Origin of the sequence: Pantoea sp. DY-17 (genome assembly GCF_019795975.1) — a bacterium.
In the GTDB taxonomy this organism is placed as follows: Bacteria; Pseudomonadota; Gammaproteobacteria; order Enterobacterales; family Enterobacteriaceae; genus Pantoea; species Pantoea leporis.
On record NZ_JAIMIG010000002.1, the window covers coordinates 787346 to 803819 of the forward strand.

Below are 16474 nucleotides of genomic sequence, written 5' to 3' on the forward strand. Positions count from 1 at the left end.
CCGTAGCGGCGCAATTTATTGCGCGTTGTTCGTCGGTGCATGCGGTTCGAATGTTGAAAAGCAAAGACGCGCGAGAAATCGCGCCGCTACGCATACGTGCACGCAATGACGTTTTGGGGGATTGGATGAATGCAAATAATCGTCGTCTGACAGGCGCGCTGCTCATCGGCGCAGTGGCGTTACTGCTGCTGCCGTGGTTCAGCCTGGAAGCCGGTTTCTTCAGCCGCGGCTGGTTAACCAGCCTGTGGAGCGATAGCGCTAACGCGCCTGCGTTGTGGCAAGTGGGCGAACATCCGTGGCTTATCATCGCCATCGCGCTGTTTGTGCTGTGCGCTGGCTGCGGCCTCCTGCCGGGCGCGGCGCGCAGCCGTTTGCTGCTGCTGTTCAGCGCACTTGGCGTGCTGTTCCTCATCATCGAAGGTCACGCCATTGGCTACAGCGGCTGGAGCTGGCTGTGGCTGGAAAACCGCTTCGGCGCGCTCGCATCGGGCCAGCCGGCGATGGGCGCAGGTGCGCTGCTGTTGCTGACCACTTTCCTGCTGCTGTTCTCCTTTGCGCTGGCCGAACGCGGCGTGATGAAAGGTGATGCCTTTGTGGTGGCGTCGCTGGTGCTGCTCACCGCGCTGGTGAGCATCTTTGTGCTCTACCCGGTGCTGAGCATGTTTGTGGTGTCGGTGCAGGACGTAGACGGCAGCTTCAAACCGGATGGCTTAATCAGCAACATTCAGGATCCGTCGATCTGGAGCTTGTCCTGTTTGTCGGGCGGCACCTGCGGCACCGCGTGGCGCACATTGTGGCTGGCGCTGATGACCGCCGCCGGATCAACGCTGCTCGGTTTGGCGTTTGCCTTAGCCGCTACGCGCACGCCGCTGCCCTTTAAGAAAGCGCTGCGCATGCTGACCATTTTGCCGATCATCACGCCGCCATTTGTCATTGGTCTTGCACTGATCCTGCTGTTTGGTCGCTCCGGCGTGGTAACCGAACATCTGGCGGCGCTGTTTGGCATCGAACCGGGCCGCTGGCTGTATGGCTTAACCGGCATCTGGATCGCGCAGGTGCTGTCGTTTACGCCGATTGCATTTCTGGTGCTGATTGGCGTGGTGGAAGGCGTCAGTCCGTCGCTGGAAGAGGCATCACAGACGCTGCGTGCCAATCGCTGGCGCACCTTCACACGCGTTTCGCTGCCGCTGATGGCGCCGGGTTTAGCCAACGCTTTCCTGATTAGCTTTATCGAAAGCATGGCCGATTTCGGTAATCCGATGGTGCTGGGCGGCAGTCACGGCGTGCTCTCCACTGAGATCTTCTTCTCGGTAGTTGGCGCGCAGAACGATCCAAGTCGTGCGGCGGTGCTGGCGATGATTCTGCTGTGCTTCACGCTGACGGCCTTTGTGCTGCAGCGCTGGTGGCTCGGCGGTAAAAACTTCGCCACCGTCACCGGCAAAGGCGACGGCGGCAAACATGTGCAGCTGCCGCGCGTGCTGCGCTTTGGCGTGTACGGCATGGTGATTCCCTGGGGCCTGTTCACGCTGGTGATCTACGGAATGATTGTGGTCGGCGGCTTTGTGCAGTCGTGGGGATTGAATGATGCGCTGACCATCGAGCATTACGTGCGCGCCTTCGGCGTCAGCTTCAGCGACGGGCATCTGCTGTGGAGCGGCGTGGCGTGGAACTCGTTCTGGACCACGCTGGAGATCGCGCTGATTGCCGCGCCGCTGACGGCGATTGTCGGCCTGCTCACCGCATGGCTGATTGTGCGGCAGAAGTTTGCCGGTCGTCAGACCTTCGAGTTCCTGCTGATGCTGAGCTTCGCCATTCCCGGCACGGTGATCGGCGTGAGTTATGTGATGGCCTATAACCTGCCGCCGCTGGAGATCACTGGTACCGCGATGATCCTTGTAGCCTGCTTTGTGTTCCGCAACATGCCGGTCGGCGTGCGCGGCGGCATCGCGGCGATGAGCCAGCTGGATAAAAGTCTGGATGAAGCGTCATTAACGCTCGGGGCCAACAGCTTCCGCACGCTGCGCAAAGTGGTACTGCCGCTGCTTAAACCCGCCATCAGCGCCGCGCTGGTCTACGCCTTCGTGCGTGCCATTACCTCAATCAGTGCGGTGATCTTCCTCGTGAGCGCGCAATACAACATGGCAACCTCTTACATCGTCGGGCTGGTGGAAAACGGTGAATACGGTGTGGCGATTGCTTACTCAACCGTCTTGATTGTGGTGATGCTGCTGATCATCGGCATATTCCAGTGGCTGGTGGGCGAACGGCGTCTGCGCCGCGTGGCCCGTCCGGTCGATATTGCGGTGCCGCCCGCAACAACCTCATTAACGCAGGAGAGAGCCGTATGACACGCGTAACCGCTGGATCTGTGGTGTTTGAACACGTCTCGAAACGCTTTGCCGGATTTGATGCCATTCCCGATCTCTCGCTGACGGTGGAGCCCGGCACGCTGGTAACGCTGCTGGGTCCATCCGGCTGTGGCAAAACTACCACGCTGCGCCTGCTGGCCGGGCTCGAGCATCCCAGCGCCGGGCGCATTTTGATTGGCGGCAAAGATGTCACCAACTTGCCCGCCAATGAGCGCGACGTAGCGATGGTGTTTCAATCTTACGCGCTGTTCCCGCACATGAGCGCGCTCGACAACATCATGTATGGCTTGCAGTCGTCGGGCATGAATAAGCGTGAAGCGCAGGACCGCGCGCGCGAAGGGTTGAAGCTGGTGGGCCTCGAACATCAGGGCCAGCGATTGCCGTCTGAGCTCTCCGGCGGGCAGCAGCAGCGCATTGCGGTGGCGCGCGCGCTGGTGCTGGAGCCGCAGGTGCTGTTGCTGGATGAACCGCTCTCGAATCTCGATGAGCGTTTGCGTCGCCGGGTGCGCACCGATATCCGCGATCTGCAACAGCGGCTCGGCTTCACCGCGGTGTACGTCACGCACGATCAGGAAGAGGCGCTGGCGGTCTCCGATAAGATTATTGTCATGAAAGAGGGGGATATTGCCCAGCAGGGCGCGCCGGAAAGTCTCTATCACGCGCCGAACTCGGTGTTTATCGCCGACTTTATGGGCGAAGCTAACATTCTGCCGTGCGAAGTGGAGCAGCTTGATGGCAGCGAAGCGCTGGTGCGACTCGGCAGCCAGCGCTATCGCGTGCGCGGCAACGGCCTGAAAACCGGCGCAGCACAGCTGTCGGTGCGACCGCAATTCATCACCCTGCGCGGAGAAGGCGCAGGTGCACTGCGCGGCGAAGTGACGCACAGCACCTGGCTCGGCGACCATATCGAATATGAAGTCGCCACCGAATTGGGTTCACTGTTTATTGTCGATGCCGAGATGGAGCAGCAGTTGCCGCTGGCCTCGAACGTCGCGATTGATTTTAAACCTCAGGGTTTGGCCCTGATTGCCGGTTAATGTAAGGATGGATGATGAGTGAATTAGACAATGACCCGCTGTTATCGCGCCTGATTCTGGCGGAGAAGGTGGCACGCGCCGGCGGCGCGAAGGCGCTGGAGTATTTCCATCAGCGTGAAACCTTGGTGGTGGAGACCAAATACGATTTGCAGGATGTGGTGTCGCGCGCTGACCGCGAAGTGGAGCAGATGATCGACCAGCAAATTCGCGCGCAGTTTGCCGACGACGGTTTCCTCGGCGAAGAGTACGGATTGCAGGAAGGTTCATCGGGTTATACGTGGGTGGTCGATCCGATCGACGGCACCAGCCCGTTCCTTAACGGCATGCCGAACTGGTGCGTGTCCGTGGCGGTGCTGCATGACGGCGTGCCGGTGATTGGCGTGATTTTCGCGCCCACTTATCAGGAGTGTTACGTGGCGGCGATGGGTCAGGGCGCCACGCTCAACGGCAAGCGCTTGCAGGTGGATGCGTCGCGCACGCTGCAAAATCATGTCACCGGTTTTGGTGCCAACAGCCACGTCAGCCCGGATGAAGTAGGAAAAATCCTCGCATCGCTGCTGGCGGCGGGTGGGAATTTTATCCGCATTGGGTCCGGCGCATTGATGCTGGCGTGGGTCGCGGCTGGGCGCGTGGTCGGTTATTACGAACCCTATATGCATGCGTGGGATTGCCTGGCCGGTTATTGCCTGGTGAAGGAAGCGGGCGGCTGGTATCACCCGTTCAATACCGAAGGTGAACGATTGTTGAAAGGCGCACAGGTATTGGCGGTTGCGCCAGGCGCGGAAGCGGATTTGAAGCGGATTGCCGGGTTGTGATGTTGGTTGCGGTCGCCATTTAATGGCGACCTTCTATCAAACCAGAATAAATTCCCGGTAACCCGACCAAATCACATAGATGGCGAAATAAACAAAAATCAACGCCGAAGCAAGATAGGAATACTTCAGCAAACGCTGCCCCAGCAGCTTACCGCCCATGCTACCGACCAGGCACAGCACGCAGGTCCACACTACGCCCGCAATAAAGAAGCCGCCAAGAAACGATGAGGTTGCCGCCGCGCTGCCGTGTCCCATGCGGGAAATCAACGCACCGCCGACGCTGGCAAACCACAAAATCGCGGTCGGCGATGACATCGCCAGCATTACGCCACGACTGAACTCGCGCAGCAGCGATCGATAGGGCTGTTGTTCGGTTTCCGGCAGTGCAGCCTGCTTTTGCAACGCCGCATACAGCATTTTCCCGGCAAACCACAGCAGCATCACACCGCCGCCAATCCACAATACCCAGCGCACGGCGGTGAACTGCAACACAATCGCCATGCCCGCCAGCGCCAGCACCGCATAGATTAAGTCACCAATGCAGGTGCCAATCCCCAACCAGAAACCGTGAAAATAGCCGCGCTGCATCGCCAGCGTGATCATGGCGATATTGGCGAGACCAATATCAAGGCATAACGACAAACTCAGCAGAAAACCATTTGAAAACTGCAGCATAGCAACGTCAGCATCCCTGGCATGTTAATAGGGCTGTATTAAAGCATGCAGGAAAACGCAGTAATAATAAGAATTACGCATTTGTGCTATTCCGGCTGCCACGTTTGGAGGTAATCGTGCTCTACCGGCGGATAAATCCCCGATAATGTGAACACGATCACGCCTGTTCGCCGCGAATCAAAGCAATCCCACTATAGTCGTTATGCGGCCTGCAGCATTGGCCGCAATCACAATAAAAAATCCAACTCTGCGAACGATTTTTATAAAGAACATTCCGATTATGGTGGGTACCACAATGAAAAATCACAATAAAACGGTGTCTGGCGGTATGGCGTCACGTCTAAGCGTGGCATTATCGCTAGCTGTTTTCACATTAGCGGGAAGTGCAATGGCAACTGCAGCGGAACATCACAACCAAACGGCTTTAGTGGGCACATGGACCAGCATCCCGGATGCGCCGTTAGTGCAAAATCCAGGTCATCCCAGCGAAGGTTTGTACCGTTTGAAGGTCAATAGCGACGGCACGCTGACGCCGCTTGATTTCATCAAATTGAAAAGCCCATCGTGGATTGTGAAATCGCACGATGGACGTTTTGCCTACACCACTAACGAAGAAAACGCCGGTGCTGTGACTGCGCTGGCGATTGATCACGGCGGCGAAGTGCGCGTGATTAACGCGGTGGATAGCCACGGCCAGCAGCCGACGCATGCCACCATTAGCCCGGACGGGAAATTCCTGTTTGTCGCCAACTACTCGGTGGCTAAAGGCGGTGCCAGCGTGGCTGTATTCCCGATTCATCACGACGGTTCGCTTGGCGAGCAGGTACAGAATTTCCCATTCGCCAGCGGCAGCGGGGCGGTGAAAGATCGTCAGGATAGCGGGCATGCGCACTCCACCACCTTCACTCATGATGGCAAATACCTTTACGCTGCAGATCTCGGCGGCGATAAACTGCACGCTTATGCCTATCACGCGGGCAATGCTCAGCCGCTGCAAGCGGATACCTCACGCGATGTCACCTTCCCGGCCGGTTCTGGCCCGCGCCACATGGTGTTTTCACCGGATGGTAAACACGCCTATGTCATTACCGAAATGGCCGGTGAAGTGGTGGTGTTTGCGGTTAAGGACGATCGTCTGCAGCAGCAATCCAGCGTCAAACTGAATACGGAAAACAGCAGCGCCGAGTACCGCAGCGGCGGCGGCATTATCCTCAGTCCGAACGGCAAGTTTGTGATTGCGGCTAATCGCGGATCGGATAACAGCTTGGTGGTGTTCCGCATTGAGCAGGATGGTTCACTGGGAACGCCGGTGCGCTATAAAGCGGATGGCATTGAACCGCGCGCTTTCGCCTTTGATGCCAGCGGCAAATACCTTTATGTGGCGAACGTGTTTACCAATAACATCACCCTGTTCCATTTCGATGAACAGAGCGGTGTGCTAAAAGCCGCGGGTGAAGTGGCGAAGATTGCCACGCCGACGGATATTAAGTTTTTTAATTGAGTGTTATTGAGGTCGCCATGAAGGGCGACCTCGCACCTAATTGGTGCCAATTGCCATTTAACAGTGCGCACGTTGTCGTAGCGGCGCGATTTATCGCGCAATGAATCGCGCCGCTACGTGAATGTGCAGAGTCTAATTAATTTGGCCCACTTCTTGCTTTATAAAAAATAACGCCCCAACGATGTGGCAACCCTCTTGTCAATGCAGACAGCGCCGTCTGTAGCTCGCGTTTATTCTTTCCGGCCTCCCGGAAACACTCCTGTTTGATCCTTCTCTTTTCAAGAGGTTGCTATGGCTATTAGTCGTCGTTTATTTATCCAGGGTTCAGCCGTTTCGGCATTAGGCTTGGCTGCAGGCGTTGCGCCTCAATTCTCTTTCGCCGCCGACAGCAAAGACGCCATCAAAATCGCCAGTATTCTCGACTTATCCGGCGGGCTCGATATTTACGGTAAGCCGATGTCGAACGCCATTAATCTGGCGGCAGAAGAGATCAACGCGGCGGGTGGTTTATTAGGTCGACCGTTGCAGGTGATTAATTACGATGCGCAATCCAATATGCAGCTTTATGCGCAATATGCGCAGCAGGCGGCGCTGAAAGATAAAGTGGCGGTGGTGCATGGCGGTATTACCTCGGCCTCGCGTGAGGTTATTCGTCCGGTATTGGATCGTTTCCGTTCACTCTATTTTTATCCGGCGCAATATGAAGGCGGCGTGTGCGATCGCAATTACTTCTCTTCCGGTTCTACGCCGGCACAAACCGTGGAAAAGCTGGTGCCTTACGCGGTGAAGAAGTGGGGCAAAAAAGTCTACGTGCTGGCGGCGGATTATAACTACGGCCAAATCGTCTCGGCGTGGGTGAAAAAGTCGGTGCACGATAACGGCGGTGAAGTGGTGACGGTCGAATTCTTTCCGCTGGATGTCACCGATTTTGGTGCGGCGATCTCCAAAATCCAGAGCGCTAAACCCGACATGGTGTGGTCAGCGCTGGTCGGTGGCGCGCACATCTCCTTCTATCGCCAGTGGCATGCGGCTGGTATGAGCGGCAAGATCCCGATTGCCTCCACGGTGTTTGGCGGCGGCAACGAACATATCATTCTGTCGCCGGAAGAGAGCAACGGCATTCTGGTTGCCGCCAACTATATGCAGGAAATCCCCTCGCCGGAAAATAAAGCTTTCGTTGAGCGATTCCATGCGCGCTACGGCGCCAATACGCCGTACATCAGCGACTTGGCGATGGGCGCTTATCAGGGCATGTTGATCTGGGCGGAAGGGGTGCGCAAAGCGGGCGATATCGATCGCATGAAGGTGATCGAGGCGCTGGAGTCCGGCGTCACGCTGACCTCGCCGAGCGGCAAGCTAAGCGTCGATCCGGCCACGCATCACTGTTCGCTGGATGTGCATATCGCAGAAGTGGAAAACCATCAGATGAAAATTCTGCAAACCTTCACCGATCAAGCGCCGGTGGATACCGCGATGGTGTGCGATCTGAAGAAAAACCCGCGCGATACCAAACAGTATCAAATTGAGCTGTGACAGGAGCCGCTATGGATCTGTTCATTATCTACGCCATTGAAGTGCTTAATGCCATCGCCGTGCTGGTGATCATGAGCGTCGGGCTGGCGGTGGTGTTCGGCATGATGAAAATCGTCAATATGGCGCACGGCGAATTCATGATGCTGGGCGGCTACAGCGCCATTCTCGCCACCAATCAGTGGGGCGTGCCGATCTGGATCTCGATGCTGGTGATTGCGCCGCTCACTGTGGGGGTGTTTGGCGCGGTAATCGAGCGCGTAATTATCCGTCATCTGTACGGGCGGATGATCGACACCATGCTGGCGACATGGGGGCTGAGTCTGGCACTGATTGGTGCCGCCACCATGCTATTCGGCAATACTACGCTGGGCATCAGTTCACCGCTGCCCAGCGTCAGCATCGGCAGCTACAGCACCAGCGGTTATTCGCTGTTCATGATTGTGTTTGCGATCGGCTTGCTCGGCGCGCTGTGGTTGCTGTTGCGCTTCACCACTTTAGGTTTGTGCGCGCGTGCCACCATGCAGAATGCGCGTATGGCGGCGGCGCTCGGCAGCAATCCGGGCAAAATCTACAGCCTGACGTTTGGCCTGGGCGCAGCGCTGTCGGGTTTAGGCGGCGCGCTGTTAGCGCCGATTACCGGCGTGATCCCGACCATTGGCGTCAGCTTTATCGCCAAAGCCTTTATCACGGTGATTGGCGGTGGCAGCGCCATCATCGCCGGAACGCTCTCCGCCTCGACGTTATTCGGCACCATTTCGCAACTGGTGACGTACTTCTCCACGCCGGTGTTCGGTGCCGTAGCGCTATTGCTGAGCGCCATTGTGCTGCTGCGCTTGCTGCCGCAGGGCATCACCGGACGCTTCTTCAGGAGATCGCTGTAATGAAACTTTTCTCGGAAAAGATCCAGATTATCGTCACCTCACTGGCGATGGTGCTGGTGGCGCTGTGGCTGTCAGGCGCGATTGAGCTCTACACCTTGCTGTCGCTGACGGTGTTTCTGGTGATGGGTTTGTTGTCGCTCAGCCTGGCGTTCATCTGGGGTTACGGCGGCATCCTGTGCTTTGGTCAGGCGGCGTTTTTCGGTTTAGGGGCCTACACCTATGCGATTTGCGCTATCAACTGGGGCGATTCGACCTGGGCGGTGGTGATGGCGGTGCTGCTGCCAACGTTGTTCTCGCTGTTGCTCGGCTATGTGATTTTTTATGGCGGCGTCAGCGATGTCTATCTCGGCGCCATCACGCTGGCGGTGAGTCTGGTGCTGTTTAACTGGGTCAACTCCACCTCCGGCAGCGAATACCACATCGGCGAGGCGTTGCTGGGCGGCTTTAACGGCATTCCTTCGGTGCCGACGCTTAACCTGCCGTTCCAGCCGGAGGCGATTTTATCGCCCGAGGCGATCTTTATGGTCACCGCCGGATGTCTGGCGCTGTGCTACGCCTTGCTGAAGTTCGTGCTGCTGAGCCGTTTTGGCAAAACCGTGGTGGCAATTCGTGAGAACGAGCAGCGCGCCGGATTGCTCGGCTACAACGTGCCGGCGCATAAATTGGCAACCTTCGCCATCGGCGCGGCCATTGCCGGACTGGCGGGCTGTTTGTACGTCAACTGGGGCGCCTTTGTTAGTCCCGGCGTTTTTAGCATCAGCCAGTCGGCGCAGATCATCATCTGGGTGATTGTCGGTGGCCGCGGCACGCTGCTGGGTCCGGTGATCAGCTGCGTGCTGTTGCAGTGGATGGTGACGCGGCTGGGCGCTCAGCAAACCGTGGATGTCAACTTAGTGCTCGGCGTGATTCTGGCGGTGTTTGTGTTGCTGATTCCAGGCGGCATTCTGCCAACGTTGCAGCGCCTGTGGCGGCGCAAGCGTCCCGCCGCGCCTGCCAGCCGCGCGCAGGTCAGTGAGGTGAAACCATGACGGCCAACGTGTTACTGGAAACCCGCAAAATGGGCGTCAGTTTTGGCGGCGTGCATGCGGTGAAAGAGGTGGATTTCACCCTACGTGAAGGTGAGTTGCGCTGCCTGATCGGCCCCAACGGCGCAGGAAAGAGCACTTTCTTCAAGATGCTGAGCGGGCAGGTCACGCCGACGCGCGGCGAGTGTCGCTATCGCGAACAGGTGATCTCCGGCAAACGGCCATGGGAAATCGCACGGTTGGGGATTGGCATTAAAACCCAGGTGCCGAGCGTGTTCGAAGGCTTAAGCGTGCGGGAAAATCTGTGGCAGGCGGCAGCAAATAAGCTGGCGAAAGCGGCGCTGCCGGCGGCGATAGAACAGGTGCTGGAGGATATCGGTCTGGTCGATCTGCAACATGCGGTGCTCTCGGAACTGGCGCACGGTCAGCGGCAGTGGGTGGAGCTGGGGATGATCCTGATCTCAAAACCGCAGCTGGTGCTGCTGGATGAACCGGCGGCGGGTATGACGCATCAGGAAGTGCGCAAAACCGCGCAGTTGATCAAGGCGATTAATCAGCAGAGCACGGTGGTGGTGGTGGAGCATGACATGGAGTTCATCAGCATGATTGCGCAGCAGGTGACGGTGTTTAACCAGGGCGCGGTGCTGGCGGAAGGCAGCTTCCGCGAGGTGACGCAAAATCCGCGGGTGAAAGAGGCTTATCTCGGCAATCTGGAGATTAAACATGCTTGAAATCAAAGAGATGATCTCGGGTTACAACAAGATTCCGGTGCTGAACTTATCCGAGCTGTTTGTCGGCGCGAAGTCGTTTACCGGCGTGCTGGGCCGCAACGGCATGGGCAAAACCACGCTGCTGCGCACCATTATGGGCGAACTGCCGGCCTGGCAAGGCCAGATCGCGTTGAACGGCATCGATATTACCCGTTATCAGGCGCACCAGCGGGCGGTGGCGGGCATCGGTTTTGTGCCGCAAGGCCGACAGATTTTTCCGCAGCTGACGGTTGAGGAAAATCTGCGCATGGGCTGCGTGAAACATTTTTCCCGCGCCGGAGAGATTATCGAGCAGATGCTGGCGTATTTTCCGCGCCTGAAACGCCTGCTGGCGCAGCCGGGCGGTGCGCTATCGGGCGGCGAGCAGCAGCTATTGGCGTTGGCGCGCTGCCTGTGCGGCCAGCCGCAGCTGGTGCTGCTGGATGAGCCAACGGAAGGGATTCAACCGAATATCTGCGAGGAGATTATCGAGACGTTACGACGGCTGCGGCATGAGATGGATATTTCGATCATTCTGGTGGAGCAGGATATCGAGTTTCTTTACGCGCTCTCTGACCAGATTCATGTGATCGAAAAGGGGCAGATTGTGCAGAGGATCGATCCGAAAACCCAGTCGAGCGCCAGCGTGGCGGAACAGTTTTTGGGGTTTCATGTTTGAGCATCATTTTGTAGGGTCACCATTCATGGTGACCTTGCCAAATACCGAACCGCTTCCTTGTCCGCCCTGACACAGCACCCGGCAGCATCAGCACAGCGTTAACCCATCCGCTCGCTTACTGTGAGCTTTCCTCATTCGGGATGCGCATAGGGTGAACCATGACTGAACAATCATTACTGGCAACGCTTTCTGGTGTCCGGCTGCATATTTTCCATCCTGATTCACAGAGCGTGCGCGCGTTTTGCGCCTCGCTAACGCAGCTGGGCTGTCACGCGCAGCACAGCTGGCCGCCTGCCGCGTCACTCTCCACGGATACGCAGCTGCTGCTGGTGGCGATCGATATGCATCAGCAGCCACTGTTAACCCCGCTGTTTATCAGCGCGCGCGAAAGGGATATTCCCATCATCGCGCTGGCGGATAGCCACAACGCGCGGTTGTTTCCGCTACTGCTGCAACTCCAGCCGAATGCTATCGCTGCGCGTGAGCTCAATCCGTTTGCCTTGATTGTGCAAATGATTGGCACGCTAAAAACCGTGCGTCATCAGCAGCGGTTGCGTGCGGTACAGCAGGCGCGTCAAGCGCGGAGTGAGCGACTGGCGCAGGCCAAAAGCGTGCTGATGCAAACCTTCGGGCTGGATGAATCGGGGGCGTATCGCTTGATGCGCAGTGAAGCGATGAACACGCGCAGCAGCATGGAATACACCGCCGAGCGCGTGATCACCACGCTACAAAAGTAGCGGCGCGTCCGGCTGCCGTAACAGGCTGCTGGGCGTATAACCAAAGGTTTTGCGGAACGCCAGGCTGAAGTGCGACATATCGCTAAAGCCGTGATCCAACGCCACCTGGGTGATATTGCGCGCTTTGCCTTCGGCGAGAATGCGATGACACGCCTGCAAACGCTCCTGCCAGAGGAAGTTCATCGGCGTGGTGCCGTGCGCGGCAAACACCCGGCTGATAGTGCGCGGCGAGACATGATGCGCATTGGCGATCTGCGCCACCGACAGCTCTGGCTCCTGCAGGTTGTGACGCAGAAAACTCACTACGCGTGAGTAAAGATCCGACTTCAGCGCCTCTTCGCTGTGCTGCAAATTGACGCTCACCGAAATCATATTCAGCAGCGTGTTGGCAAACTGCTCGGCCAGAAACGGGTTCTCGCGGTCGGGATTAAACACGAACGCTTCCTGCAGCAGCAGCTTGAGCGATGCCATGCCGGGGCGCGTGAGATCCAGCGTTTTGCCTGCCAGTTTGGCGGTGGCAGGCGCTTCCTTCTCCATGATGTGACGTGGCAGATGCACGATATTGATCGCCACCTTTTCCATCGCAAAATCAAACGGCGTGGCAGCATCGTAAATTACCACATCGCCGGCGCTGACGCGTGATTGATGGCCATTCTGCCGCAGCGTGCCGCTGCCGGCGCAGACGTAGCCCAGATAGAAATCGTGATTAGGATGGCGGCGGATGCATTCTGCTGTGCGTTGCCACATCAGCGCGGTATGCGATACGTGATTGGCAATATCCATGTGACCGAGCATCGAATAGGCAAAGCTGCCGGAAAAAGTGCCTGAATGCATCTGTCGTGCTTGGGCGTTGATCAGCCGCGAGCACACCGCATCACGCCAGGCATCGAAGCGATGACGGTTATCGAGATCGTCGGTGGTGAAAAGCTCTTTCATATCAGCATCCCCTAAACATGGCGAAAAAGGGCGGAAGTCAGGAAGTTGAAGCAAGTTTCAGGCCATGAGCGGGTGAAATGACCGCCCCGAAGCTATCGGGGCGGCAAACAACGCAGATTTATAACGCAGGATGCTGATTATGCCAGTCGGTGACCTGCTGGAAGGCCCACGCGCCCTGAATCATGGTGGTTTCGGCGAAATGTGCTGCCACCAACTGGAAGCCAATCGGCGCGCCGCCTGCGGTTTTGCCGCACGGCAGGGTGATGGTGGGATGACCGCTGGCATCGAATGCACTGGTATAGCGCAGCACGCCGTTAAACAGTGCCTGATCGGTACCAAAACGGGTCATGGTGTCCCAGGTCAATCCGGCATACGCGGTAGCCGGTGCCAGAATCAGATCAACCTGAGTAAAGAGCGCGGAGATATCGCCGCGCAGCGCCGCACGGCTGAGTAGCAAACGTTGATACTCCAGCGCGGTAACGCTGTGACCGAGATCCAGCAGACCAGCCAGGCCCGGACCGTAGTGATCTTTCTGCGCCGGATAGGTCTCTTCATGCGCCAGCGCGGTTTCCACGGCGCAGAGTGCGCTCCACTCGGCGGCGGCTTTTTCGGTATCGGGCAAGGTGATATCTACCAGCGTCGCGCCGAGCGAACTCAAGGTGGCGATCGCCGATTGCAGCGCAGCGCGCGTCTCCTCGTCGACTTTCTCCAGCGCCCAGCTTTTATCTACGCCGATGCGCATCTTGCTGATGCCGCGCGTCATCAGCGCCAGATAATCGGGCACCGGCTCGCTGCTGGAGGTGGAATCTTTATCATCGCGACCGGCAATGGCCTGCAACATGGCGGCGGCATCGGCGGCGTTACGTGCCATCGGGCCAATATGATCCAGTGATGCCGCCAGTTCACAGGCACCGTGACGCGTGACGCGGCCCCACGTCGGTTTAATGCCGGTCAGGCCGTTGGCGTTGGAGGGAAAACGAATCGATCCGCCGGTATCGGTGCCAATTGAGCCGAAGCATAACCCTGCGGCGGTGGCGACGCCGGATCCGCTGGAGGAGACGCCGGTCCACAGCGCATTGTTCCACGGATTATTGGGCCGGGTGATATCAGGATGGTGATCGGCGAAGGCGCTTTCGGTTTGCGTCAGTTTGCCGAGAATCACCGCACCCGCCGCGCGGAAGCGCTCCACCACGGTGGAGTCTTCTGTAGGGTAACGATCTTTGTGGATGATCATGCCGTGGCTGGTGGGCGCGTCTTTGGTCCAGATCAGATCTTTGAGCGCGATCGGCACGCCGTGCAGCGGACCGCGCATTTTGCCCTGGGCTATTTCGGCATCGGCTTCGGCCGCCTGTTGCAGTGCACTATCGCGCATCACGTAGAAGTAGCTGTGTAAGTCGCGATCGAGCGTATCAATGCGCGTCAGCAGGGTTTGCGTGACTTCTACCGAAGAGATTTCGCCCGACTGAATCAAGCGGCCAATTTCCAGCAAGCTTTTGTAATGCAGGTTATTCATCGTGACCTTACCTCGTGAGTGAGAGATGTGTTGATGAATAACCTAAGTCACTGCGTGAAGTGCGGCTGTGTTTAGGCGGACAGATGTTATGTCAGAACTGCCAATGCATTTCCCTCACCCCAGCCCTCTCCCGCAGGCGGCAGAGGGAGCAGACGTTGCACAATTGGTTCCCTCTCCCGTTTATGGAAGAGGGTGAGGGCAAAAACCATTAAAGCCGCTGAACATTTCGCCGATAACCCTCAGGAATAGTACACAACGAGGATTATTTTCATGCTAAATGGGATTGGCAGCAGCGTACTGAGAAATTTAATCGCATCGAATGCGGTGGTGACGCCGGCGGTGAACAACAAATCCGCGCAAAACGCCCTGACGGCGGAAGCGTCGACCAAAGTCACCTTCAGCGAGGCGAGTGATGCCATCGCCGCGATCTACAAAATCGAGCCCGCGCAGGTCAAGAGTTCCGTCGATGTCACCAGCAGCTTGCAGGCGCAGCTCAACGGTGCCGCGCATGCCAGCGGCGTCGGCATGAACGGTCTCGGCAGCACCTTATTGAGTAATCTGGCCAGCCATCGCGGCGACGTAACCTTAAGCGTGCCAGCGACGGAAGCGGTAGATGGTGCGCGGAGCAGCAGCCAAAGTGCGCTGGCGCTGACCATCACTACCCAATCTGGTGTGCAGGTGAGTTTGCAGATGACGCGTCAACAGGGCGGCATGGTGGTGGAGCTGAAAACCAGCGGCGGCCAGCTCAACAACGTTGAAGCGGCGGCGATGGGTCAGCTATCCACCGGTTTGCAGAAGGCGCTGGATGGCCTGGATGGCAGCACCACCAAACTCGATATCAGCGATCTGATGAAGTTCGACACTTCAGTGTTGAAAAGCGTCGATTTGAAGACGGATCTGCGTAATGGCAATAACGTCACGCAGTCGCTGAATTTGCATGCCGACGATCAGGCGCGCTGGCTCGGCTTCCACAACGGCGATGTCAGCATCAAACTCGATACCGATGTTTCGAAACTGACGCAGGCGGGCAGCGCGGCACAGCAGGCGGCGGCGCTGGATCAGTGGAGCAGCAAATTTGATCAGGCCGCTTCGCGCGGTCACGGTGATAGCGACATGTTGACGCTGTTTAAAGCCAGCTTCCGCGCGCTCAATACCACCGAAGGCAAAGCGGCTGAAAGCATCAACACGCAGCGTGTGAAGTCGATTGATGCCAATGCGGCGAAGAACGGCGCAATCAGCGGACTGGCGGACTTCTCGGCGAGCTATCAGCAGACGCCGGTTTCCGGTAATCCGTATAAGCCGGAAGAGCAAGACACCTTCTCCCTGAACGTGGCGCAGAAAACCGCTACGCAAACGCATGGTGATACCCAGGATTTGACCCAGCAAACGCTGTTTAAACTCAAGGCCAGCTTCCACACCGCGCTGGATTCTGTCTCAGCGGCGAAGCTGACCGAACAGAAGTCGTCGCAAAACTATAAGTATCATTTGATCGATGATGAAGAGCGCAGCCAGACCTCGGTGACGCAGAATAAGAAAGGGGATTTGACCGCGAATTATGCGCAGCAGCTAACGCAAAATGAGACGGTGAAAACCTATCAGCTGGCGAAGTTGATCGATAGCGTGCAGATTCCGCATAGTGTGAAAAGCGAATCCACCCGCAGTTTCGCTGCCGCGCAATTTGATGCGCAATTAAATAATTAACATTTCGCGCTGCTTTTAAATTCCGCACCATCCGTAGCGGCGCGATTTATCGCGCGTTTTTTAACGTTAAACATCAACGCGCGATAAATCGCGCTGCTACATCATTTGCGGAATTAAACTTTTCTTAGCGTTATTTGATCTTAAGAATTACTCGCCGCTTTTTTATACTTGCTAATTGCCCGCAGCGCCGCCGCTAGCCTATTGTTGTGCTTCAATAAATCCATAGCTTAATAATGGCAACGCATTGCCGGATATAGCATAACCGCGCTATTTACTTGCTTTAACCCCGCTGATTATCATCGCTTTCAATCCGTTATTCATTC

General features: G+C 57.2%; 14 protein-coding genes. 11 read left to right on the forward strand and 3 right to left on the reverse strand.

Features of this window, described 5'->3' with window-relative positions; all coding sequences use genetic code 11:
• The first annotated feature begins 125 nt into the window (after positions 1-125).
• Genes K5Y33_RS14000 through K5Y33_RS14010 form a run of 3 tightly spaced genes read left to right on the forward strand, consistent with a single transcriptional unit; the run spans position 126 to position 4221 of the window.
• Positions 126-2348: an iron ABC transporter permease gene (locus K5Y33_RS14000; protein WP_222234295.1), complete on the forward strand. Its 2223-nt coding sequence runs from the start codon at positions 126-128 to the stop codon at positions 2346-2348.
• Positions 2345-3406 (forward strand): ABC transporter ATP-binding protein, encoded by a 1062-nt coding sequence (locus K5Y33_RS14005; protein WP_061719127.1) that lies wholly within the window; start codon positions 2345-2347, stop codon positions 3404-3406. Before K5Y33_RS14000 ends, K5Y33_RS14005 begins: the two co-directional genes overlap by 4 nt.
• Before the next feature lie 14 nt (positions 3407-3420).
• Entirely contained in the window at positions 3421-4221 is an 801-nt protein-coding gene (locus K5Y33_RS14010; protein ID WP_101761717.1) for an inositol monophosphatase family protein, read from the forward strand.
• Between the two features lie 36 nt (positions 4222-4257).
• Here the strand turns inward: K5Y33_RS14010 and K5Y33_RS14015 are convergent, their stop codons facing one another.
• Positions 4258-4896 carry a LysE family translocator gene (locus tag K5Y33_RS14015; RefSeq protein ID WP_101761716.1) on the reverse strand — a complete coding sequence of 213 codons (639 nt, stop codon included), beginning with the start codon at positions 4894-4896 and terminating at the stop codon, positions 4258-4260.
• Positions 4897-5284: 388 nt separating this feature from the next.
• Between K5Y33_RS14015 and K5Y33_RS14020 the strand changes: the two genes are divergently transcribed.
• From K5Y33_RS14020 to K5Y33_RS14050, 7 genes are all read left to right on the forward strand, one after another.
• Positions 5285-6397 (forward strand): lactonase family protein, encoded by a 1113-nt coding sequence (locus tag K5Y33_RS14020; protein ID WP_222234296.1) that lies wholly within the window; start codon positions 5285-5287, stop codon positions 6395-6397.
• Positions 6398-6688: 291 nt separating this feature from the next.
• Complete coding sequence (locus K5Y33_RS14025; RefSeq protein ID WP_222234297.1) at positions 6689-7930, forward strand: ABC transporter substrate-binding protein; 1242 nt, start codon at positions 6689-6691, stop codon at positions 7928-7930.
• An 11-nt stretch (positions 7931-7941) separates the two neighbouring features.
• The gene (locus tag K5Y33_RS14030) at positions 7942-8811 is read left to right on the forward strand and encodes a branched-chain amino acid ABC transporter permease (protein ID WP_192234635.1); all 870 of its coding nucleotides are present in this window, start codon (positions 7942-7944) and stop codon (positions 8809-8811) included.
• Entirely contained in the window at positions 8811-9839 is a 1029-nt protein-coding gene (locus K5Y33_RS14035; protein WP_222234298.1) for a branched-chain amino acid ABC transporter permease, read from the forward strand. Before K5Y33_RS14030 ends, K5Y33_RS14035 begins: the two co-directional genes overlap by 1 nt.
• On the forward strand, positions 9836-10567 hold the full coding sequence (locus tag K5Y33_RS14040) for an ATP-binding cassette domain-containing protein (protein ID WP_137387268.1): 732 nt from the start codon (positions 9836-9838) through the stop codon (positions 10565-10567). The genes K5Y33_RS14035 and K5Y33_RS14040 overlap by 4 nt, the downstream gene beginning before the upstream one ends.
• The gene (locus K5Y33_RS14045) at positions 10560-11264 is read left to right on the forward strand and encodes an ABC transporter ATP-binding protein (RefSeq protein ID WP_222234299.1); all 705 of its coding nucleotides are present in this window, start codon (positions 10560-10562) and stop codon (positions 11262-11264) included. Before K5Y33_RS14040 ends, K5Y33_RS14045 begins: the two co-directional genes overlap by 8 nt.
• Positions 11265-11422: 158 nt before the next feature.
• On the forward strand, positions 11423-12001 hold the full coding sequence (locus K5Y33_RS14050) for an ANTAR domain-containing response regulator (RefSeq protein ID WP_101761709.1): 579 nt from the start codon (positions 11423-11425) through the stop codon (positions 11999-12001).
• Here K5Y33_RS14050 and K5Y33_RS14055 read toward each other — a convergent pair.
• Both K5Y33_RS14055 and K5Y33_RS14060 read right to left on the reverse strand, forming a co-directional pair.
• Positions 11990-12937, reverse strand: coding sequence for a helix-turn-helix domain-containing protein (locus K5Y33_RS14055; RefSeq protein WP_222234300.1), 948 nt, complete (start codon positions 12935-12937; stop codon positions 11990-11992). The two genes, K5Y33_RS14050 and K5Y33_RS14055, sit on opposite strands and share 12 nt — an antisense overlap.
• 118 nt (positions 12938-13055) lie before the next feature.
• A complete protein-coding gene (locus K5Y33_RS14060; protein WP_222234301.1) occupies positions 13056-14450 on the reverse strand; it encodes an amidase in 1395 nt (464 codons plus the stop codon).
• 270 nt (positions 14451-14720) lie between these two features.
• Between K5Y33_RS14060 and K5Y33_RS14065 the strand changes: the two genes are divergently transcribed.
• Positions 14721-16151 (forward strand): hypothetical protein, encoded by a 1431-nt coding sequence (locus tag K5Y33_RS14065; RefSeq protein ID WP_222234302.1) that lies wholly within the window; start codon positions 14721-14723, stop codon positions 16149-16151.
• Positions 16152-16474: the final 323 nt, after the last annotated feature.